The following is a 24176-nucleotide window of genomic DNA, read 5'->3' on the forward strand; positions in this document are numbered from 1 at the left end:
TGCATCAAATGAATCGTCCAAGCGTTATTAATTCATATTTCAATTGAGGTTTTATATTGTTAACACGGAACATATTTTTATATAAGGCTCTTTTCTTAAACTTTCTTGGTTTTGGTGACGAAAATTATCTTTAGAAAAGATGCCCCGACAGCAAGTCTATATTAAGATGGAGAACAATTTGCGAAAAGCAACAATATATGCGCTAACAGTCTGATATAAATATGAAGGGAGAGGGATACATGAATTCGAACGAACAGCAGGATCTACAAAGGGATGAATTAGACGAATTAGATAATCTTCATCCTCTTCAACAAAAATATAAAATTCTTACAGAAATAGTCCACTCCAATCTTGACTTTAAATTATCGAAAAAAGTAAAAACGAACGGTACGGTTAATAAAATTTTGGATATTAATTGGTCCATCCATCCTGTTAAATATCAAATAAATCTTTCCGCAAATCATATATGGGTCTCCGGTAAACTGATTGGTGAAATTACCTATACAAAAGGAAAAGACACGAAAATTCATCTTCAAATGATTAAGTTACCTTGGAAAACAACATCCAAATTGGAGTATAAGTCACCGCCGCTCTATACGCAAAGTAATCAAAAAAGGCAATACGAGTTTACAGAAGCAGATCATAATACGGAAATCATTCATTATGAGCAAATTATTTACAACAATGAGATCCCTAAATTCGAGGTTATCCAGACAAAAGTGATTACTTCTCATTCCATGGAGAAAAAAGATAAATACGCATACCTCCTGCTGAACGTGAATTGTGAAATGGAATACCGAATTCTCCAGAACCAAATCCATCCATTTGAACCCTAAACCAAGCCTATTCTCCCTAAAAATGTGCTAATCCTTCAGTTAATTTGTCCAAGCTTTATGATATTTTCATCATAAACTGAAATGGAAACTAACAAATTAATTGAAAGGAGAAAATATATGTCGCGGTCCAAATCCAAGGGTAACCAAAGAAAAGTTGTTCATTCTTCTGTACAACAGGAGGCAAGTAATAGGCCTGTTCAGCCTCGAGTCATTAATGCACATCCCTTTATGAAAGTACCGGTTGTTTTAGGCGAACAAACTGTTCAAATTGATTTAGATTCCATTATTAAATTCCCAGAACCTGTTCTAGAAATTAAAAAGATCCGAAAGAATATAAAGCTTGTTCAATGTCGCTTACTATTGCCTACCAATAAACTATTTTTAAAAGGGTTTGTTCGCAAAAATATTCAGTATGCGACACCACTGCGCGGAGGCAAAGATCATGTATCGTCTACTATTCATTCACTGACTGTAGATGTACCATTCCAAGTGGTGACAAGAATCGATCTTATTAGCGAACCAGACTTTAGAGCGACTCCACCAACAAGAGAATTTAATTACTTTCAATCGTCTAAACTTCCATCAGGATTTTCATCAAAAGAACATTTACTTTCAGGGGATTTCACGGAACACAACCAAATAAGCGAAGAAATCTTTAATGAACTACCATTTTGTGAACTGATCTCCAGCAAATTTATTGAATACGATGAACCACTTGATAGGCACTTTGGGGTCGTTGAGAACCATTCAGGTTTTAAAATTACCGCTCCGTTTGAAGAAGGAACATTTAGAACAATCGAGGAAAAAATGGTTATTGAACTAACGTTTAAAGTTTTACAAAATCAACAAGTGCATTTACAAGACTATAGTCACAATGAAAGTAGCGATGACTGGGAATCTTCATAATTACACCCATCTAGTAATGAAAGAATTGTTGCTTAAAGATAACTCCATTTAAACCAATTATCAAACATTTAAAAAGCAATTCTGATAAAAACGGGAAGGTGTCTCGTTTCCTAAACGGTAAAAGAGCACCTTTCCCTGTATCTTAGATATTAACATTTAGCGGTAATCTATCTCTTCTATCAAATTAGAAATATTAAAGTCGTAAAATATGCTAATCAGGGACGCAACCGTCCCTGCGTTTTGTATATTACCTAATAGAATAATTAATGATTAGTTTCTTTTTCTTCAGTTCTCTTGCTACTCTTATCGCTTCTTTTTTCGTTTTGAAATCAGCAGAAAGTTTATAATAGGAACCTGCCTTTTTAATAATTACAAGACCGTTGTATTTTGTTTTGAGAATAGCTCCAATACTTTCGACATAAGATTTACTTCTAATTACTCCTAAATCAAGGTGTCCCATATACTGTTCCTGCTTAATAGCCTTACTTGTAGTACTTACTTTTTTCACACCGGTTTTAACACCGGTTTTAGGAATCGGTGTCACCTCTACTACAAGACGATTTAAGACATCTTTAGCTGTGAGTGTATAACTGGTTTTATGAGCACCTTTAATAAGTTGTTTTTTGCCGTTTATTACACGGTACCAATTAATAATCGTTTTTCCTTCTTTATCTCCTTCAGCATCTTGATACTTATAGGTAACGTGCAAGGTTTTTCCAACTGCTGTTTCCCCTAAAATTTTCACACCACTTACAGACGGTGCTGTATTTTTGGAAACGATTTTTCCAATGAAAATACTCACCACTGGTTTACCATTTTTGTTTCCTTTAGAGGCAACCGGAGTAACCTCAAACCCGATATATTTTCCCGTATCATTTGCTGTTAGTTTATAAGTGGAATGTACTGCCCCTTTTATGACCTGTTTATTTAGCCCTTTACTATTATCAGCTCGGTACCACTGGAATAGGGATTTTCCTTGCGTATCACGGTCTGCATCTTCATATTTATAAGTTCCTTTTAAAACAGAGCCCACTACTTTTGATCCAGAAATCGTAACGTGTTTTGCTAATGGAGCTGTATTTACATTTTCCGTACTTGGAACACCCAAAACCGTAAAGGTACTAAATTTATTAATTTGGATTTTCAAGCTTATAGGTACTCCCTTTTTATCCGTTACAACTTCTCCATTTAATAATTCTTCTGTTCCATCTGTATGCTTCACATATACACGCAATGTATTTAAGAATGCCTTTCTTGCGGATGGATTTAGAGGTAGAGATAAATCTTTTAACGGAAATAAAACATTTGTTTTATAATTAGAATAGTTCGTTTCTATCGTAACTGGATTTCCATATACATGAATATCCTTTGTTTTGTCCCCTACTGCATTCTTCACTGCATCAGATGAAAGTGTTTCCTGAATTGTCTTTTGCTGATCGGCTTCTTTCCGAATTGGTACTACTCGAAAATAAAGATCATTACCAAGTTCATTCAATGATTGTACCGTGTCTTTTGGAAGTGAAACGGTTGCACTTGGTGTTTGAATTTGTAAGGCGATATGGTTATCCCCTAATTGACCAAGCGACTTCTTTAAGACATTCACCTTCATTTCGTCAGCTATATCTTGTGGAAGATCTGTCAAAATGATTGTAGAGATATCTTGTTTTTGAGCGATGGCTTTTTGGACAACCTCTTGTGCCTTGCTTTCATCGAAATTAACTTCATCCACTTTTACACCATTTTCTATTTTGCGCACAATTTCAACCGTTGCTGCTGTCCCATTCTGTCCTTGGCCGACGGTCACGTCTACTACTCGAGTACTTCCTTCACTTGGATTCGATGGTCCAGGAGATGGAGACGGTGCTGCAGCACGGTAAACAGTAATGGTATATGTTTTACTTACAATGCCATCTTGTGCAGTGACCATTATCGTAATTATATTTTCACCAACTTGTAGATCAACTGTTGTGTCTGATAATTTTCCATTTACCGTTATGGTTGCATTTGTATTTGATTTAGTCGGTGTAACGGTTAGGCTTGTCGTACTATATCCTACATTTGCAGTATAGTTTGCTTTCTCTGCATCAAAGGCAGGAGAAATCGTCGCATTATTGGATAGTTCTAGCTTGGACAAGGTGGCATCGCTTGACTGCCACTTCGCATAGAGAGTTGTGTCGTTTGTTACTTTGTCCGTATTAAATTTCCATACTTGAGTAAATTCTCTGTCCTTGAACCAGTTTACAAAAGAATAGCCTGTACGTGTTGGTACTTCAGGAGCTGATATTTTCGTGTTGTACTCCGCTATTTTATTTGTTACTGTACTTCCTCCATTAGAATCGAAGGTTACGGTATAGTTATTGATTTTCCATTTTGCTACTAAATTCAGAGTGGATGTTACTTCTTGATTGAAATCATATACTGATAAGAAATTTATATCTGTATACCAGCCATCGAACGTATAACCCTCTTTTACTGGATCGGTAGGTTTTGTTGCTTTTTCATGATATTCCACAGTTTCATCTGTGACATTACTTCCTCCATTTGTATCGAAATGGACAGTATAGCTTTGTTTTTCCCACTTCGCATAGAGAGTTGTGTCGTTTGTTACTTTATCCGTATTAAATTTCCATACTTGAGTAAATTCTCTGTCCTTGAACCAGTTTACAAAAGAATAGCCTGTACGTGTCGGTACTTCAGGAGCTGATATTTTCGTGTTGTACTCCGCTATTTTATTTGTTACTGTACTTCCTCCATTAGAATCGAAGGTTACGGTATAGTTATTGATTTTCCATTTTGCTACTAAATTCAGATTGGATGTTACTTCTTGATTGAAATCATATGCTGATAAGAAATTTATATCTGTATACCAGCCATCGAACGTATAACCCTCTTTTACTGGATCGGTAGGTTTTGTAACAGTTCCATTTTCTTTTACGGAAATGCTTGGGATATCACTGCCTTGATTCGTATTAAACGATACGGTGTAATGGTTTATAAGCATAGCTAAGACCGTAATCGTAAAGGTTTTCGTTACAGTTTGTGTACCCCTTGTAATAGTAGCTGTTAATGTAACCACTTTGTTTTCCTGTGAAGCAGAAACTGTTCCATCGTTACCTACCGCTTCAAGATCACTGCTTGTCCAACTTATATCTGATCCTTTCTCACCTTTTGTAGGCAAGCTGATATTTTTTGTTACATGATTCTCATCGTCACCAGTAGCAAATGTAATTTCGAGATTTTGCTTATCATTCTCTACTGATTCCTTTAAATATTCCTGAATACATTCATCAAGGGCTTTCTGCAGATCTACCGGTCCAATAAAGCCATCTTCAGGTATGCGGTCTACTAGTTTCTCAGCAATTGCATCTACTTCGGTATAATCACTATCATTTACAAAAGTTTTAAGAACAGATAAGTCTATTCCAAAATCAAAATCATCTGGAAACATCAAAGCAAATTCAAGTGCCGTATAATCACGTAAATCATGTAGCATCATATATATAGTTCTCACATCTATTCCCTTGCTACAAATATCTCTAACAGTCTGTTGATTAGGAAATCCACCCTGCGGTCGATTCTCCAGCATGTATTTATACACAAATTCTTTATCATTTTTCAATTCAGCAAAGAAACCGCTAGATCCTTCATGTTTGTAAAAAGCATACTCCGGATATGTCTCCATTGCCTCTTGCATCTCTGCAACCGTAGTAGCTTGATTGAACTTGCCTAAAGGGAATGTCGTAAAGGTTTGATTTTCCCCATAGCTTGTCCCTTGTGAATTCGTTGCATAAGCTCGGTAGTGGTAAGTTGTACTTGCATCTAATCCTGTTAATTTCGCTGTAAAATCACCTATATTCCCCTCTGTTGTTACCTTTTTGTCAATGATAGTAGGATTGAGATTGCTAGAATATACAATTCCTCTCTCAGTAATAGACGTATTTCCATCTGAAGTTACATTCCCACCTACTGTTGCACCTGTAGTCGTAATATCTAATGGTTGTGAAGTTGTAACAGTAGGTACACTTGCTGTAATGGTAGATTGTCTTACAGCGCTTATACCATTTGCCCCAACTGCAATGAACACTCCGTTACCATATGACACACTATTCATGAATTCATTTGAATTTGGAATCCCTAATGGATCTGAATTCTCAGAAGTCCAATCCTCTCCATCATGTGATGAATAGAATGCATCTTCTCCAATGGCTACGAATTCTCCATTTGCATAGGCAATACTGTACATTGGGGTATTGGCCGAGGAAGAGCTCCAATGAATACCGTCATTAGATTTTTCAATCACTCCATCCCCCGAAACAGCAATATACTGATTATTCCCGTAACTTATATCATAAAACTCTACAGGGTCATTAATGTATGCCTTACTCCAATTTACTCCATCTGTAGAATTGTAAATCGCTCCTTGATTTCCGATTGCTACGAAGTGGTCTCCAACATAAATCACCTTATAAAGACAAATATTTGAATTATCCAGAGTGTTTGTCCAATTGATGCCACCATCTGTTGATGTATAAATTTTTCCATCAACTTTACTATTAACTCCACCTACTACTACATAGGTATTTCCATGACTAGCGGCTGAGAAAAAATTACCTTGCCCATGACTATTATGCAAAATGACAGGATTTTGAACACTCCAATTAATACCATCGGAAGATGTTGCAACAAAGGCATCAGAACCTCCAATCCCCTGTTGATTTCCTGTTAAAACCCATTTATCCCCTGAATAATATAGACCTGTAAAACTCCGAGTGTAATTTAAATCTGGGGTAAAATTAATTGTTTGTTTGGTCCATGTATGGTCGCTGTTTAATGAATATATAGCCCCTCCACCAAAATCACTTAAGTGACTTGAAATGGCCAGCCATTTATTTCCGTCATATGCTATATCGTAGAAACCGCCATCTACTTCATTGGATTGGTATACTTTCCAAGTGTTTGAAATAGGGGGATTTGCATCATTCCCGTTAGAAGAAACAACCGGATCACTCACGGTCAGATCATCGATCTCTATTTTGATTGTTGTTTTCGCATATATTCTAAACTCATCAATGTTTTGCCAAGCTGGATTAGAAGCAACATCAACTGTATAAAAATCCCTACTTGGCGGCGTAAAAGTTAATTTTGCGTCCTGTACCGGTTGCCCTGAAAGATATCCTTGGATAGTATACTGATCAGAGGGAGAATTCCTCTCTATCACTTTAAATGAGTTAAGTTTAAAAGCACCCGTATTAGAGTGGACTAACGCATAGTCAGTGGCACCAGTGCTAGCAAAGCCTGCAAAATATAGATCGTTTGTTACATTTGGTGCAAGTGCTGATTTTATTTGCGTTTTATTTTGATTACTATTGTTATTCGGAAAACTAAAAGTCCAATCTCCTACCATTTGAGGATTAGATTTTCCAATATCCGCGGAAGCACTTTCGAAATTCTCACTTCTTGGTGTCGATGCTGTCGCATAGGCTTTTACCGAAGTAAATATAGAGGCAATGGGATTCAATATGTAAATTACCATACAAACTATCGTTACCCATTTCATATTACGAAATAAACTATTCATTTTCTCATTCCTTTCCTATAAATTTAGTACTATGCCAATAAAACTAGGAATCTTCCTAAACCAGATAAATCTTTACAATGACATTCTAAACTACATGACTAAACATATTCTGAACAATTGCATACAATTCCGACAAAAAATGACATGCCTCTTATCAATAAACTACCTCCTGACTTTTTTCAACTTTGGGCTTGATATTAGCTTCGGTCTTAGAGGGCTGTTCGGAATTATTTTAATTTCCAAGGCTTTTTAATCATTTTCCAAAAAGAAAAGAAGCAAGGTTGTCTTTCCTTGCTTCTGTCATAAATAACTTTATTTTTTCTTACTAGCCTTATCCTTTTGCAGCTTCTTTTTGATACTTCACAAGAGCTTTGGTGTCTATTTTTTGTTTCTTCATATCCTTGATAATAACACCTGCGCTACTAGAATTTTTTACGTTCTTCTTCACAAAGGTTATAAGGAAATCGGTTTCTACTTTCTTAGATAAGTTCATCATTGCACTGGATACCGTTTTCACTAAGTAACTTTTTACTTTTAATACTCATTTGCAACCGCTTGGTACTTACCTAATAAATCACCGGCTTGTTTGGAATAGTAGTGACCAGTTTGAAAAAACTTTTCGAAGTGCATAAATCAGCGAAGTTCCCCTGCATCCTTAAATAAACAGGAGGAACGTTCCTTCGTCTCAATGTACCGAGTAATGGATAATTAACTTTCTTTTTTTCAGGTCTTTTCCTACTATTGCTGCTTCTGCTTTTGTTTTAAAACTTGCAGAAAGTTTATAATATGAACCTGATTTTTTAATAACCATCTTTCCATGGTAGTCTTTCTTCATGATGGTACTAAGTCTTTCCACATATGACTTACTTCGAATCACACCTAATTCAAGATTTCCATTGTATTGTTTTTTCATGTCAATGTTTTTGGCAACAATCTTACCGATATAGGTACTGAAAGCAGCCTTTCCGTGCTTACTTCCCTTCGAAGCAACAGGAATGACTTCAAATCCAATGTATTTTCCTTTGTCCTTATTGGTCAGTGTATAGGTTGAATGGAAAGCCCCTTTGATCACCTGTTTATTGTGACCCTTACTGTTATCAGCCCGATACCATTTGAACGTTGAATTCCCTTGTGAATCATGCTCTGCATCTGCATAATGATACGTTCCTTTTAATCGGGATCCAACGGTTTTTGAACCGGAAATAGTGACATGGCTTGTCACTGGAGCTTTGTTCGCTGCTACCACTTTACTTGGGACACCCAGAACCGTGAACGTGCTAAATTTATTAATCTGAATTTTTATGCTTACAGGATTTCCACTCGAATCCTTTACAATATCACCCTTTAAAAATTCCTCTGAGCCATCGGTATGCCTTACATAAACTCGTAAGGTATTTAAGAAAGCATCTCTAGCAGCTTGATCGGATGGAAGAGAAATTCCACTTAAAGGGAACAAAACATTGGTTTTATAGTTTTTATAATTGGTTTCAATATTAATGGGATTTCCATAGACTTTAATATTCTTAGTATTTTCACCAACCGCTTTTTTCACAATTGGGGAGGAAAGCGTCTCATGGATCACCTTTTGTTGAGCATCTTCTTTTCGAATTGGAGCCACTCGGAAATAAAGGTCATTTCCTTGCTCATTCAACAATTGAACGGTCTCCTTAGGAAGCAAAACGGTTGCACTTGGTGTCTCGATTTGTAGGGCAATTCGATGACTTCCTAGCTGACTAAGTGCCATTTGTAAAACATTCACTTTCATTTCATCCGCTTTATCCTGTGGTAGATCCGTCAGTAAAATGGTTGTAATGTCTTTTTTTCCGTCAATCGCTTTTTGTACGACCTCTTGTGCCTTGCTTCCGTCAAAATTGACTTCATCCACTTTGACACCATTTTCTATTTTACGTGAAATGTCAACCGTTGCGGCTGCAGCATTCTCATTTTGACCTACTGTTACACTCACTTGACGTGTGTTCCCACTGCCGGGAGAAGGCGGTCGTGATGCTATAAAGATGCCACCTTGTACCGTAACTGATAACGGCAGATTATCAGAGTCTGTGAAGCTTAGTGCCTCTTGATCCGATGTTTGAACCGTTAGTCCTTTGCTATTGGTACCCATGATTTCAAATTGAATCGTAAAAAGAGTTGTACTATCAGAAATCGGCTTGTCCCCTCCTGTAGTATCCACCCAGGCGGTTCTTACAAAGCCTTTCGAATCATCATAGGAGGACCAGAAGCATTTATCTTTTGAATTAGAGCATGTTTCACTTACTCCATTTGGCTTAATTCCCTTTACCTTTAGTGCTGTATGATCATAATTTATTTCGATTCCATAGGAAGCAATCCCACTTGTTGGTTTACTGATTTTCACAGGAACATCAACGATTTGACCCACATAACCCTGAATATTTCCGATGGTAACATGTATATCAGAAGAGGGTGGAAGGGCGACGGCCTGTATTTGATTTGGAATGACAAGCATCATAAGTAGAGCAATGATTCCTATGAGCTTCATACCTGTCATGATTAACTTCATATCTCCACCTCTTTAATAATTATAATGGGTAATATATTGATAAGTCCCTATAGGATAAAGGGTCCATTGGGATAAATAGAAACCATCTGAAGATCCATGCATTAAACGTGGAAGCCTCTCTAAAGTACCGCCGTTAGGTAAGATTTCCTTTGGACCCGTAGCATTTGGGTCACCGAGGATATCCACTACTTGACCATTTTGCTTGAGAACGAATCCCGTCGTTACACAATTGCCAGGCATATCTAAATACATTTCGTCATTGTAATAAGCAGCATTAGTTAGATCCATGTAGTCGTAAAATATAGAGTTAATCATTACATAATCCATATTCGGGTACTGTTCAAAGAGAGTCTGTGTAATCACTTGTCGTGCATTCGTCTTCAAATTCCACTGGTAGACATCAATCGAAAGCCCCGATATTTTCCCATCGGCACCTCCAACTCTCCCAGGGAATACCTCAACTGCAATCCTTCCATTTCCACCATCCAAATATTCAGAGAAAAATGCTGAAGGTAGTTCAATTTCAGCCGTAATCTTCATTGTATTTGACGTAGCTGTTTTCCCTTTTACAGTAGCAGATGAAAGAATGTTGATAGAAAAGTTGTTAAAGTCCGTGTCAAAATCTGTCCCATCAGAAACAAATACAACTTGTACTGATTCGTCATTTATATAATTTACCGATCCAATAGATAGCCCCTGTGGTGCATTATTCAATCGAAAATCTCTTGCTGAAATAGATTGCTTAAATGTATCTCCGCTAAGTACCAATGTTACCGAATTTCCTTTACGGAGGCTTGATTCCATTAATGTACTTGTTGGGGTAGCCGTCACTGTGGCAGGCGTCTCTTGAATGCTCGTTGTGAACGCCCAATCTGACTTATTAGATTTCCCTGTAAAGGCATTTCCTCTTACATCCGTAATGGCTCCTCGTTCAAATAGGATATAATAACTTGTTCCAAACTCCAGTGCGGAATGATGAATTGTGATAGTATGATTTTCGATTGTGATATGGCTCGTATCATTCCCACTATAGGAAGTGACCAAAGAGTCATCACTCGCTTTATAAATTGAAATCTTTCCATCATTGCCAACGATGGTTTCATCGAAGGTTGCTGATAAATCTGAATCAATCGCTACATCGGAAGCATTTTTCTCTGGTGATAGGATCATCAATACGGGTGGAAGCTTGTCACCTTCTTTTACTTTTTCACTAACACCACTTAAAACCGCTTGACCCGTTTGTCTTCCAGATAAAGCCACTGGTGTTACTTCAAAGAATAAGTAGTGATTTTCATCTTCATCCTGAATGGTATAATCTTTCCCCGTTGCTCCACTGATCGCTTCTTTATCACTGCCATCCTGCTGTGTACTTCGATACCATTGGTACTTTGACGTACCTTCCGGGTCTTGTTCATTATCAGCATATGTGTATTGACCATGGATCATTTCGCCAGCGGTAAAATTACCCGTCATTCCTACATTCGAAACGGTAGGAGCTTCATTTGCTTTTTTCACATAAATCGTAACGGTTTGCTCATTCGAATCGTCTGTACCGTCATTCGCTTTATACGTAAATTGATCTTTCCCGACAAATGAGGCTTCTGGTGTATACGTAAAGGTTCCATCTTTTTTCAAATCAAGTGTGCCATGACTTGGACCCTTCACTAATATGGCCATCAAAGAATCATGTTCTACATCCTCGTCATTTAGTAGAATGCTATGATCCTGATCCACTTCCAGTGTTTCACCCTCTATTACCGTGAAATCATCTTTATTGGCAACTGGAGGATCATTCACCGCTATTACATAAATCACCACGGTTTGCACATTAGAATCTGCCGTACCGTCATTGGCTTTATAGGTAAACTCATCTGTTCCGTTAAAATTAGCGTCCGGGTCATAAGTAAAGGTTCCGTCCTCATGTAGAGTGAGGGTACCATGACTTGGATTACTGACTTTAATCGCCTTCAATAAATCACTTTCAATATCTGTATCATTTAGAAGAATACTGGAATTTAAGTCTACTTGAAGCGTTTCATCTTCATTAACAGTATATTCATCCTCATTCGCCACTGGGGCATCATTAACGGGATGAACATGAATATTCACCGTTTGTTCCTCGGAGTCAGCCATCCCGTCATTCACTGTATATGTAAATTGATCTTCCCCAAAAAAATTATCATTCGGAATATAGCTGAACGTTCCGTCCCCTCGCAAAGTGACTTTACCGTGAGTAGGATCCTTTACTTTTATAGCTGTTAACGTATTCCCTTCAATATCGAAGTCATTGTTTAGAATACTAGACGATAGATTTGTATTTAATGTTTGATCTTCATCAACATCAAAGGAATCTGTATTTACTAATGGGGCATCATTGATATCACTTAATTGAATAATATAGTTGTTATTAGCTATAGAGGTTGCAGGCTTGCCAACATATTTGCTCATCAGCAAACTAGCATCCGCACTTGTAATTATCCCATCCCCATCAATATCTAATAGCTTCAGCTGCTCCTCATTAAGAGTGGTTTTACCGTTTATGACCTGATAAATGAGAAGTGCATCGGACGGATTAACAATACCGTCTCCGTTAATGTCACCAATTTTACTTATTGAGATTTTAAATTGATCTATTACTTTGCGTCCCTGTTGGTCTGTAGCGGTAACCTTTATTTTTGAATCTCCAAAATGGTTTACATTCATATTCAAAATAAGCTGATTGGTTGACAAGGAAACACTCTCTTGCTCGGTGGTAGCATTTAATTGAATAGAACTTGGATCCAAATAAGATGTAAATCGATTACTAAAATCAATCGAAATGGTATCCCCTGTCTTGGTAGCTTTCGATTTCATCCACTCCGCACCATTCACAAAGGAAATTCGCGGATTACTATCTGCATGCACCTTTACATGCTGATTACTTGTAAGAGGAAAAATTGCGATAACCGATGCTCCCAGTAACGGAAGGAAAATCTTTTTACTTTTTGTAAAAAAATGAATCATTTGGTTGTACATGGAAAAACCTCCTTTCAAAGCAAAGGGAAGGTTCTTTTGCCCCCTTTAAAGAAGCAGAAGAACCTTCTCCCTGTTCTTTCCTAATGAATTGAGTAGTGAATAATTAATTTTCTACTCTTTAATTTCTTCGCAACCCAAGTTGCTTCTTTTCTTGTTTTAAAGTTTGCTGAGAGTTTATAATAGGATCCGGACTTTTTAATGACGACTTGCCCATGATAATCTGTTTTAATAACAGATCCTACTCTTTCAACATATGACTTGCTTCTAATCACGCCTAAATCAAGGTGACCATTGTATTGTTTCTTCACTACTATTTTCTTGGCAACAATCTTACCAACAAATGCACTTGTAGCTGCCTTTCCATACTTACTTCCCTTCGAAGCAACTGGAGTGACTTCAAATCCAATGTATTTACCTTTGTCCTTATTGGTCAGTGTATAGGTGGAATGGGTAGCCCCTTTGATCACCTTTTTATTGTGACCCTTACGGTTGTCGGCACGATACCATTTAAACGTAGTTTTACCCTGGGAATCATGTTCTGCATCTGCATATTTGTACGTTCCTTTTAAGACATATCCTACTGTTTTCGAACCTGAAATGGCGACATGGTTCACTACAGGAGCTTTGTTCACTATCTCTTTACTTGGAACGCCAAGAACTGTGAACGTGCTAAACTTACTAATCTGGATTTTAATACTTACAGGATTACCACTAGAATCCTTAACAATCTCTCCCTTTAAAAATTCCTCTGTACCATCCGTATGCTTAACATAAACATGTAACGTATTTAAGAAAGCATTTCTTGCAGCTGGATCAGATGGAAGAGAGATATCTTTTAATGGAAACAACACGTTTGTTTTATAGTTTTTATAATTTGTTTCAATCGTAATTGGATTTCCGTATACTTGAATATCCTTTGTTCTTTCGCCCACCGCTTGCTTCACTACACTAGATGAAAATGTTTGTTGAATAGCTTTTTGTTGCTCATCTTCTTTTCGAATGGGAGCTACTCGGAAATAAAGGTCATTTCCCGCCTCATTCAAGGATTGAACCGTCTCTTTCGGTAGAGAAACTGATGCGCTAGGTGTATCAATTTGTAAGGCAATATGATTATCTCCTAATTGACTGAGAGCCTTTTGTAAAACATTCACATGCATCTCATCCGCTTTATCTTCTGGCAAATCAGTCAGAACGATAGTGGAGATATCTTTCTTTTGTGCAATCGCTTTTTGTACGACCTCTTGCGCTTTGCTTTCATCGAAGTCAACCGCATCCACTTTAACACCATTCTCTACTTTTCGAACAATATCTACCGTTGCTGCTGCGCCATTTCCATCTTGACCTACGGTTACGTCTACTTGTCGAGTGCTTCCATTATTAGATGGTGGTGTTGCTGGGGTCGATGGCGTCGGTGCTGCACGGTTGACACTTATCGTATACGTTTTTGTTGTGCCGTCTTGTGCTGTAACAACGATTGTAATATCATTTTTCCCTTCATTTAAATGGATGTCCTCACTTGAGACTTGTCCATTTACTGTTTTCGTTGCTTTATCATTTGCTATAATTGCTGTAACTGATAGGTGATCTACGTTATTTCCTACATTGGTTGTATAATGCTCTATCGTTGGGTCAAATGCAGGAGAAAGAACAATATTTCCAGATAATGATAAGGAAGTAAGTGTCGCATTGTTAGATAACCATTTTGCATATAAAGTCGTATCCTTTGTGATTTCTTGGTCGAAATTATATTCAGATTGGAATGTATTATCTGTATACCAGCCAGCAAACGAATATCCAGCTCTTATTGGATTCTCTGGTTTTGTTGCCTTTGCTTGATATTTCGCACTTTCATTTTCAACAGGATTGCCGCCGTTTGTATCAAAATGAACAGTGTAGGTTTGTTTTTCCCACTTTGCATATAAAGTAGTTTCATTTGTTACTTGATCTGCTGTAAAATCCCAAGCTGTCGTTAAATCACTGTCCTTATACCAGCCTTTGAAGTTATATCCTTCTCTTTGTGGATTCGTTGGTTCGGTGGCCATTTCTCCATATTTCACCACTTCATCTGTAACGTCCTCTCCACCATTTGAGACAAAGCGAACAGTGTACCCGTCCTTATCCCATTTCGCATGTAGTACCAAACTCGATGTTACAGGTTGGTCAAAATCGTAAGGAGTTAAGAAGGTTATATCTGTGTACCATCCTTTAAAAGTGTAGCCATCTCTCGTTGGATCCTGAGGCTTTTGAACCGTTGCACCTGATTCCACCATCTTATTTGGGATATTATTTCCACCCAATGTATTAAATTGAACAGTATAATTTTGTTTTGCCCACATTGCGACTAAAGTCACATCAGATTTGATCGGTTGGCTAAAATCGAAAGGTACGAGCAAATTGTTATCCACAAACCAACCCAAGAAAATGTATCCTTCCTTTTCTGTGGATTGTGGTACTGTCGCCTTATCACCGTATTCAACATTTTGATCTGTTACCTGGCTTCCATCTATAAAGCTTACTCTGCAGCTTTGTTTCTCCCACTTCGCATATAACGTCGTATTACTTGTTACTTGATTTGTTGCGAAATCCCAGGCTGTCGCAAAATTACTGTCTTTATACCAGCCTTTGAAGTTATATCCTTCTTTTACTGGATCTGTTGGTTGTGTAACCTTTCCTGCACCATCAACCTTTTGACTTTGAACTATACCTCCACCGGCTGTTTCAAAGTTTACAGTGTAGCTTTGTCTAACCCATTTAGCATACAATGCGACATCCGAATGAATAGGTTGGTTAAAATCAAATAGTGTCGTAAATTGAGCGTCTGTATACCATCCATCAAAGATGTATCCATCTTTCGTTGGATTCTCTGGTTTTGTAATTGTTTCATTTTCCTTAAGCGTTACTGGGGGAACACTGCTGCCAGTATCTGTATTGAAAGATACCGTGTAACCACTTGGATCTAAAGATTTAACAGTTACAACAAAGTTTTTCGTCGTACTTTGAGATCCTCTTTGAATAGTTGCGGTTAATGTAACAGACTTATTTCCCTCTAAATATGCAGGTCGATGAACCGTTCCATCAGGAGACACATATTGTGGGTAATTGCTTGTCCAAGTGATTTCAGCACCACCATCAACCTTAGAAGATAACTCTAGATTCTGAGTTACTTTACTCGCATCATCTCCATTTGCATAAGTAATTTCTAGGTTTTCAGTTATATAATCTTGAATACATTTATTCAGGGCTGCTTGTAAATCAATTGGCCCAATAAAACCACTAGATGGAGCACTGCTAATTAGCTTTTCTACGATATCTTCTACTTTTGAATAAGGATTTTCCTCATCGTTATTATTTACAAAAGTTGATAAATCCGTTAAATCGATACCAAAATTAAATCCTTCTGGCGACAATAATGCCATATCGAAAATTTCCTTAAATGGATAAAGATTCAGCATCATATATGGACTTCTAATATTATTTGCATCCTTACAAATACTTTGCAATGTCGCACGATCCAGATATCCTCCACTTGGACGATGATCTAACATATATTGATAAACAAATTCTTTATCAACTTGGAGATTATCAAAAAACGCCGAAGATTGATTATATTCATTGTCAAACGCGTATTCCGGATCATCTTCCATCGCCTTTTGCATACCTGCCACCGTTGCTGCTTGATTAAAAGCAATTAGTCTTGGATCTTCAGCAGGTTTGTCATCAGATACCTGACTAGGTGTCAATTTCAAATAAGCTTTTCTCGGACTATCATCTGAATCAAAGGCAAAACTAGAGCCTCCACCTTTTCCTCCAGTAAGGACTAAAGATACTATTTTATTCCCTGTCATTTTTTGATTCACAAAAGATGTTACATCTATTGAAACCCAGCCTATGTTATAAATATCAGAATGAGCTCCATTAATTTCAACATCACTAGTAGGAATGGTCTCCGTATCCTCTTTCCAAGTGTCGTTATTTGATCCCCATACATCTACAGATGCTATACTGTTATAACTCCCCTGAGTTTGATCAATATAAATATTCAATTTTGCACTACTAAATGTTCCTGTATATTGAGACAAATCAAATTTTAATGCAGACTTAGCCTCACCATATTCAATAGTGTCTCCTACCCAGTTTTGAAAATCATCTGGATAATATCCAGAATTATCTATAGACGTATCCATACTTACCGGAACATCAATAGTACCTTCCGTCCCATCCGCATAGCTCTTCCCAGCATGCAAAAATACTAAGTTATTTAATATCAAAACAGCTAAAAACGAATAAGTTATAATTTTTTTCTTCACGCTTTCACCCACCTTTATGAAAATTAACTTTTTATAGATAAAAAAAATGCAAATATATCCTCACTTTAAATATTGTAATAGACAGCACTGAACAAAATCTGAACATTTTCGACAAAAATAGACAAGAGCGATTGCTCTTGTCTATTTGCTTAAATATTACTATTTATAATAAAGCTTGCAAGACTTTTTCCGTTTCATCCTTTGGTCTCACTTCAAGCTCTTCCCATAAAACCTTCTCTAACTGTTTATATATTTCTAGTGCTTTTTGAACATTTCCATCTGAAACATAATATTTCATTAATTCCTTTGAATAGGCTTCATCAAGGGGGTCCAGCTCTATTAGCTTTTCAAGTACTATCCTCTTAAAATCGTTTTGTACCTGACCTATGTTTACTATCCAATCTTCCAGCATTCTTTTAAACTGGTTTTTTATTTTTTCCGACTGACTTAATGCCCATGTGTAACCTTCATGCACGAGATAATCGTTCTTATACCATTCAATCATTTGATGGATTTGTTCCTCCGGTTGGACAGACTGGCCGAGCATTGTTTGCAGATTGAAAAAGTCACATTCAAGCTCCAACTTAATAGAATACCGTTCGTCCCTATAAATAATGGCGTCACTAAATCCATGTTTTTTAAGTTCTTTTCTCAATTGATAAATACTTGAGTGAATATGCGTAGAAACTTTATCAAGTGATGTATCTGGCCAGAGATCCTCCATTAGCTTTGTCCGATGAACAGGGTGTTGGTGATGGAGTAAATACGCACAAAGCTCTTTTACTTTTTTCGTTCTCCATTTAATTGGTTCCCCTTCAAGATCGAACAATACAAAATCCCCCATAAGCTGGGCTTTTAATGTTTTTGTAGGCTCCTTCTTAACACCAGAGTTGCCCTTCTTCCTTCTTTCTAAAAGGGAAACCGTTTTTTCTAATCTCCCTTTTTCAATCGGTTTAAGTAAATAACCGGACGCATAGATATCAAAGGCTTCTAGAGCATATTGATTATATGCTGTGACAAATACGATTTCGATCTGCTCATGATGTTGCTTAATTTGATTTGCAACCTGCAATCCATTTTTATTTGGCATTTCGATATCCAAAAATACGATATCAGGCATTAAGTCAGATACAAGCATTAGAGCCTCATCTGGGTTTGTCGATTTCCCGATAATTTCTATTCCACCGACATCCAATAATAAGTTTTCCAATAATGTGTTGGCAAGAACCTCGTCATCTACTAAAATAGCCTTTAACATCATTCATGACTCCTTTTTTCACTCGCATCAATGTAAGGAAACGAAATTACTACTTTTGTTCCTTGGTTTACTTCACTTTGAAAAGAAAAAGAGGTATGTTGGTATTGCTTGAGTCGTCTTGAAATATTATGAATTCCTACTCCACCAGTAGATCGGTCAGTAAGAACCTCATGAATTCTTTCTTGTGACATCCCCACTCCATTATCCTCGATTTCAAACACTACCGTCTTCTCTACTTTTCTAATCCTTAGGCTGACCTTGCCACCATCTACCTTTTTAGTAACCCCATGACGAATAGCATTTTCAATAATTGGTTGTAGAAACAGTGGTGGCACAAGACAATCAATATTATTAATATCGTCCATATGAAATTGTATTTTCCCCGTAAATCGTACCTTTTCAATTTCTACATACGCCTGAACCAAGGTAAGCTCTTTTTTCAATGGAACGAGTTGGATCGTATTGCTAAAATCAAAGCTACCTCTTAAAAATTGTGCAAAGTCTGTAATCATTTTTCGAGACGCATTCACATCCGTATAGCTCAAGGAAAGGATGGAATTGAGAACGTTGTACAGGAAATGCGGCTTAATTTGCGCTTGTAAAAACGCAACTTCCATATCTGTCGCAGCTTTTGCCGATTCCTTAATCATGATTAAATTGCTTACTCTCGCCTTTAATTCCATCAAATCAAAAGGCTTGTGAATAAAATCATTTGCCCCAGATTGAAAAGCAGCGACTAAATCCTCTGGCAATACAGCTGCAGTCAGCATTAAGATTGGTAATTCTGATAAAGAATACTTCCTTCTAATCAGCTTACATACCTCATAGCCAGATAATTTTGGCATCATTATGTCTAAAAGAACGATACTAATATCCGGATGCTTCGTTAATTGATCTAGCACATCATTTCCATTATCAACCGCAATGACTTGATAACCTTCTGGCACAAGTGCCTCTATTAACACGGCTAAATTTGTATGATCATCATCCGCTACGAGTATTTTTTTTCCGCTACCCGTAATGAAAGGAAAAGAGGTTTGATAGACGGATATAGTTGGAATCTCATAAGAGCTTTCACTTGCATTTCTATTAGGGTTGCCCTCCATCAATGCGATTGGCACGCTAAAAGTAAATACAGAGCCCTTCCCTATCTCTGATTCCACCCAAATGCTTCCTCCCTGAAGCTCTACTAATTGCTTCGTAATGTTTAATCCTAGCCCAAATCCGTTTTGAGTAGAAACATCACCTCTATTATATAAATCAAATATCGCCTCAAGTTGCTGTTCGGAAATCCCTATACCTGTGTCACGAATGAAAATATGAATAAAATCATTTTTCTTATGAGCTGAAACCACAATTTCTCCCTGGTCTGTATGTTTAATCGCATTTCCAACTAGGTTATATAATATTTGTCTTAACCTATCTTCATCTGCATAAACATAGGATACATTCTTTGGTATTTCATTTCGTAAAATGACGTCTTTGTTCAAAATATAGGAAAACATTTCCGTTAATAAATGGGTAACAGAATATAAATTGACTTGTGTTTTCTTGATTACTAGCTCTCCTCGCTTAAGCTTGGAAAGATCCAAAATATCATTCACAAGATTGGACAATCGTTTCGCTGAACCCACAGCTAGATTCACTTTTTCCGTTTGTCCTTTTGTAAGCGTAGAAGAAGGACTGCTTATCATGGATTGCAAAATCGCAATTATCGCATGAAGCGGTGTCCGAAATTCATGGGATGTTTTTTCTAAGAACTCATCCTTAAATCGATCCACTTCAAGAAGTTTAATAGACATTTCCTCGTTTTTTCGATAAGTGGCAGCAAATAAATTTGCCATATATAACGAAAGAAAGGAAAGATAAATATATGGTAAAAATGGCGGTAATGAATTGATCGATAATTTGCCGATCAAATTTAATACATTGAAGACAAAATACACAATAATAGTAATGGAACCTAACATTAAATACGTTCCACCTAACGTTCGCTTCATGACTGCCTTAAGCTGTATCCACACAAGATACAGAAATACTATGACAAGATAGAACGGATGCAAAAGCTCCAGTTTCGAATTGATACGAATCGGAAACATCATAGAGATCATTAAAAACATTCCGAAGAAAACAATGTATTTTACAGTCCGTTTATTTGAAAATGCTCGTAAGGAATGATGAAAAAAGAGCAGCAAAAATAAACCAAGGAGATCTGATGAGAGCCCCTGTAATCGTTCAAAAATAGCATACGGAATCCCTGAGGCAACTAGATAGATTAATTTCTCACCATGGGTTGCGGAATAAATACCAACTGCAAAGGAAAACAATGAAAAATATAATAACGACTTGTTTTTTCGCAGGCGAATATAAAACCCAATAAAGTAAACGCCTATTATCAAAAAAGCTGCAATCATGATTAAATCATAAGCAACTGCTTTTTCCCGCATCACTTGAATACCTTCGCTCGAACCAAGATAGATCGGTTCCATAATGCCGCCACCCGAAGCATAATCGAAATTAGCAACATGAACAATGAGCTCAATTTCCGTATCTTTCGAATAAAAGTATTTTACGTAAGGCGTATTTTGCGGTATATAAGAGGTATCATTCTTTGGAACCCCACTACTTCCTATCAACTTTCCGTTAATATAGATAGAGTTCGACATCCGGATATTCGAGGTTTTTATTCCTAATACGCTATTTCCATTTTTAGTATGTACCACTAATCGATACGTACCACTTGAATAGACGGGTAGATTTTTACCTTCTATTTTATTTTTACTCCAAATGGACGGAACTTTTATATATGTAGGTTTTCGATTATTTTGAGCAAAATAAGAGTGATCAACTAATTTCCCCGGAACAAATTGCCATTCTCCATCCAATGGAAACGGATGCTCTTTTTGCAAGTTATAATGGCTTAGATCCAGTACTCCTTTTTGTGCTGATACACTCTTATTTGATGATTGATGATAATGAACCGTTATTCCTACAATGGAAAAAGCAATAATAAACATGAAAAGAATCTTTATAACACGAACTGAGTTCAGTTGAATCTCCCCTTGCAATGAACCTAGATCTTCTTATTTTCATCTATGATCAATAGTCTTCAACCAAGGATGAATATTTCCCACATAATATAATATATCGACCATACTCTAATGAAATTAAAGCTTAGAAAAACATTAAATTGCATGAAATTATTGGGAAATGGATAAATTTAATGAGGTATGTGTATTAGTATTGTACTTAACCTTAATCTCCACGATCACTCCCCGTCGCATTAAAGAAGTTTACCTCAGTAATAGATATATTGATATATCTTCTAATATCCATCATTCCTTATCTACGTATTGCTTAATGTTACTTTGAAATCCTTATATTATAGGACTTATCCAAGTTTACCTTACGAAATTTAGTGCTAGTAAACTACAAAAAAAAAAATTAACTTTGAATGCAGTGATGTCATGACGTTTTTAAATCCATAAAAAGTAGGAAGTTATATCGGAAAGCTTCATATAACGTGAAAATAGATATTTATGTCCTTACTTTGAAATAAAAATCTGGTAGTTCAAGCGACTAAAATCGAGTTTTTCCGTTAACAGATATTTTCCTATATTGAAAAACTAATATTATTTTCCTTGAAAAAGAAACAAAACATCCAAGTATTTACATTGTTGCAGGTAGTACTTTATAATTAAATTACTTCCATAATAATCTAACCTATCAATTTAATAAAAGTGATAAAGGCAAACTTTTCGAAAGGGAAGGACGCAAAGCCGTGAGTCTAAGGTGCTATCGTACTATGATCGTCAGGTTGCCATAGAACAGTAATGCCGTGGCTATTTTCCCATGGCGTTTTTTGTTTTACTTTAATAGCATTTATGGCTCCTGATAGACCTTTTCTCCATAAGTATACAAGCACATAATTTCGGGGCGTAACTGTGATCATTCCTAAAGGGAACCAGGTACCGTCCACATATTTCAGGGGGCATCTATGAAAAAATTATTTCTTACAATTACCTTATTATTTTCTTTCATCGTTCCAACAATCACCCATACATCAACTGCAGCTTCTTCTATTATTCTAAAAGTGAATAATGAACAAGTAGACAGTAATTACAGTCCTTTTGTTGAAAATGGAACAACTTATGTACCTTTAAATGAAATTGCTAGATTAATGGGAGACAAGGTAACTTCACTTTCTTATCGAAATGAAGTCTCGATTGAAGGGAAGGATTTTAAAGCTAGTGTATGTGAAGGTTATATAGTTGGTTTTATTAATGGGAGAACACTTCCATTGAAAACGAAAACAGTGGATGGTAAAGAGGTTAATGCAAATGTAAAGGCTATCTATAAAAACGGCGAAATATATGTACCGATTGAATTTATTTCGAACGGCAATGGGATGACCTACCCGGTGGATACAGTCAACGAAAATCACACGACAACCATCTATATTGGGAAACTACCGGTAAATATTCAAAATCGAAATAACAACATCATTTTAAAAGTAAATAATAAACAAGTAAGTGACAAATACAAACCATTTGTTCAGGCGGATACAACTTATGTTCCTTTAGATGAAATCTCTAAGAAAATGGGATCTGATACTACTCCGCGCAAAAACCAAGTAACCGTTTCATTAACTAATTTAAAATATACAACTGTAAAAGCCGGGCAAACATCGGCTTTCAGATATGATCCATACAAAGGGAATGACGTGTATACAAAGATACCTTTAAAGATGAATACCATACACGGAAACACAATGAATTCCAATGCAAAAGCCATCTATAAAAACGGACAAATTTTTGTTCCAGTTGAGTTTATTTCCTTATCTGACGGCATGAATTTTTATGTAGAAACGGTAAAGGATAATACTAAAACGACCATTTATGTTGGGGAACTTCCTGCTGGTTTACAACAACCGATTAACAAGTTAGGCTATGCCACAACAGAGTACGCTGGTGTTTCTAAATCACCAGGCGGTATCTATTCCATAAATGCACTTGTAAAAAATCAACAAGTCACTATCTATTCTTCACAAGCAAAATGGTACAAAATTAAAGTTGGAAAACAAATTGGTTATGTTGAAAAAAACAAATTAAAAATAGGAAAAACTCCTGCCAAAGGAAAAATGTATCCTGATGGCTGGGTGGCACCCGTTCTAAAGTCGAAATGGAGTCCAAACCAAGCAACCAACTTCAAAACATTACAAAATGAACTTGGATTTACCGATAATGGTCATATCTTCGGAGTTTACAAAGCATCTAAAGCAATCATAGTACTTGGTGACTCTGGAAACACAGAAGTAACCTTCCAATTTTTCTGTTGGGACGGAGATGCTAACGGTGCTATACCACAGGAATATCGGGTTCCAATTGTTGCAAAGGAACTTTTCAAACTATATTTTGGCAAAGACGCAACTCGTGTTTGGAAATATTGTGACAAAGGTGATATTCCAGATAAGTTCACCGCAAATGGAAGAACAGTAAAAGTGTCTTTCATTAAAGCCACTGGCAGTCTTTATTTTCAAGTTGGTAAGAAAAAGTAAGGACTGGGCCGGTTCTCTTGTTTCCTTTGATGAAACAATGGGAATCGGCTTTTTTAATTCTTCTGAAGCCTGATAGATTCGGTCACAGCCTATAAAAGGCTAATGGACCTAGATTCCTTCAAATTCCTTAATAGTCCTGCCATTAGCTATTGCTCCTTCACACTAACAATACACATAAGT

At 36.7% G+C, this 24176-nt stretch carries 10 protein-coding genes and 1 riboswitch; of the genes, 3 read left to right on the plus strand and 7 right to left on the minus strand.

Annotated features, from left to right (window positions below):
* Positions 1–239: 239 nt before the first annotated feature.
* Together KHA87_RS13415 and KHA87_RS13420 are read left to right on the plus strand one after the other, a co-directional pair.
* A complete protein-coding gene (locus KHA87_RS13415; RefSeq protein WP_213094666.1) occupies positions 240–836 on the plus strand; it encodes a hypothetical protein in 597 nt (198 codons plus the stop codon).
* Between the two features lie 117 nt (positions 837–953).
* Positions 954–1742, plus strand: coding sequence for a CsxC family protein (locus tag KHA87_RS13420; protein WP_213094667.1), 789 nt, complete (start codon positions 954–956; stop codon positions 1740–1742).
* Between the two features lie 247 nt (positions 1743–1989).
* Here the strand turns inward: KHA87_RS13420 and KHA87_RS13425 are convergent, their stop codons facing one another.
* The 7 genes from KHA87_RS13425 to KHA87_RS13455 all read right to left on the minus strand — a co-directional run bounded on the left by KHA87_RS13425 (position 1990) and on the right by KHA87_RS13455 (position 21456).
* On the minus strand, positions 1990–7320 hold the full coding sequence (locus tag KHA87_RS13425; RefSeq protein ID WP_213094668.1) for an InlB B-repeat-containing protein: 5331 nt from the start codon (positions 7318–7320) through the stop codon (positions 1990–1992).
* 331 nt (positions 7321–7651) lie between these two features.
* The gene (locus KHA87_RS13430; RefSeq protein WP_213094669.1) at positions 7652–7816 is read right to left on the minus strand and encodes a hypothetical protein; all 165 of its coding nucleotides are present in this window, start codon (positions 7814–7816) and stop codon (positions 7652–7654) included.
* Positions 7817–8005: 189 nt separating this feature from the next.
* Positions 8006–9859 (minus strand): cohesin domain-containing protein, encoded by a 1854-nt coding sequence (locus KHA87_RS13435; RefSeq protein WP_213094670.1) that lies wholly within the window; start codon positions 9857–9859, stop codon positions 8006–8008.
* 12 nt (positions 9860–9871) lie between these two features.
* Positions 9872–12874 carry a tandem-95 repeat protein gene (locus KHA87_RS13440; protein ID WP_213094671.1) on the minus strand — a complete coding sequence of 1001 codons (3003 nt, stop codon included), beginning with the start codon at positions 12872–12874 and terminating at the stop codon, positions 9872–9874.
* Positions 12875–12954: 80 nt separating this feature from the next.
* Entirely contained in the window at positions 12955–17181 is a 4227-nt protein-coding gene (locus KHA87_RS13445) for an InlB B-repeat-containing protein (RefSeq protein WP_213094672.1), read from the minus strand.
* Between the two features lie 163 nt (positions 17182–17344).
* Complete coding sequence (locus KHA87_RS13450) at positions 17345–18442, minus strand: response regulator (RefSeq protein WP_213094673.1); 1098 nt, start codon at positions 18440–18442, stop codon at positions 17345–17347.
* On the minus strand, positions 18439–21456 hold the full coding sequence (locus tag KHA87_RS13455) for an ATP-binding protein (protein ID WP_249310390.1): 3018 nt from the start codon (positions 21454–21456) through the stop codon (positions 18439–18441). Before KHA87_RS13455 ends, KHA87_RS13450 begins: the two co-directional genes overlap by 4 nt.
* A 721-nt stretch (positions 21457–22177) precedes the next feature.
* Positions 22178–22264, plus strand: a riboswitch (cyclic di-GMP riboswitch).
* A 172-nt stretch (positions 22265–22436) separates the two neighbouring features.
* Here KHA87_RS13455 and KHA87_RS13460 point away from each other — a divergent pair.
* Positions 22437–23996 carry a stalk domain-containing protein gene (locus tag KHA87_RS13460; RefSeq protein WP_213094674.1) on the plus strand — a complete coding sequence of 520 codons (1560 nt, stop codon included), beginning with the start codon at positions 22437–22439 and terminating at the stop codon, positions 23994–23996.
* The last annotated feature ends 180 nt before the right edge of the window (positions 23997–24176 follow it).

Source organism: Bacillus sp. FJAT-49736 (genome assembly GCF_018343615.1).
Taxonomy (GTDB): domain Bacteria; phylum Bacillota; class Bacilli; order Bacillales; family Bacillaceae_C; genus Margalitia.

Coding starts and splice junctions, on each gene's coding strand:
- KHA87_RS13425 (WP_213094668.1), bottom strand. CDS start 7,320: ATGAATAGTTTATTTCGTAATATGAAATGGGTAACGATAGTTTGTATG.
- KHA87_RS13420 (WP_213094667.1), top strand. CDS start 954: ATGTCGCGGTCCAAATCCAAGGGTAACCAAAGAAAAGTTGTTCATTCT.
- KHA87_RS13455 (WP_249310390.1), bottom strand. CDS start 21,456: ATGTTTATTATTGCTTTTTCCATTGTAGGAATAACGGTTCATTATCAT.
- KHA87_RS13435 (WP_213094670.1), bottom strand. CDS start 9,859: ATGAAGTTAATCATGACAGGTATGAAGCTCATAGGAATCATTGCTCTA.
- KHA87_RS13430 (WP_213094669.1), bottom strand. CDS start 7,816: ATGATGAACTTATCTAAGAAAGTAGAAACCGATTTCCTTATAACCTTT.
- KHA87_RS13450 (WP_213094673.1), bottom strand. CDS start 18,442: ATGATGTTAAAGGCTATTTTAGTAGATGACGAGGTTCTTGCCAACACA.
- KHA87_RS13460 (WP_213094674.1), top strand. CDS start 22,437: ATGAAAAAATTATTTCTTACAATTACCTTATTATTTTCTTTCATCGTT.
- KHA87_RS13440 (WP_213094671.1), bottom strand. CDS start 12,874: ATGTACAACCAAATGATTCATTTTTTTACAAAAAGTAAAAAGATTTTC.
- KHA87_RS13415 (WP_213094666.1), top strand. CDS start 240: ATGAATTCGAACGAACAGCAGGATCTACAAAGGGATGAATTAGACGAA.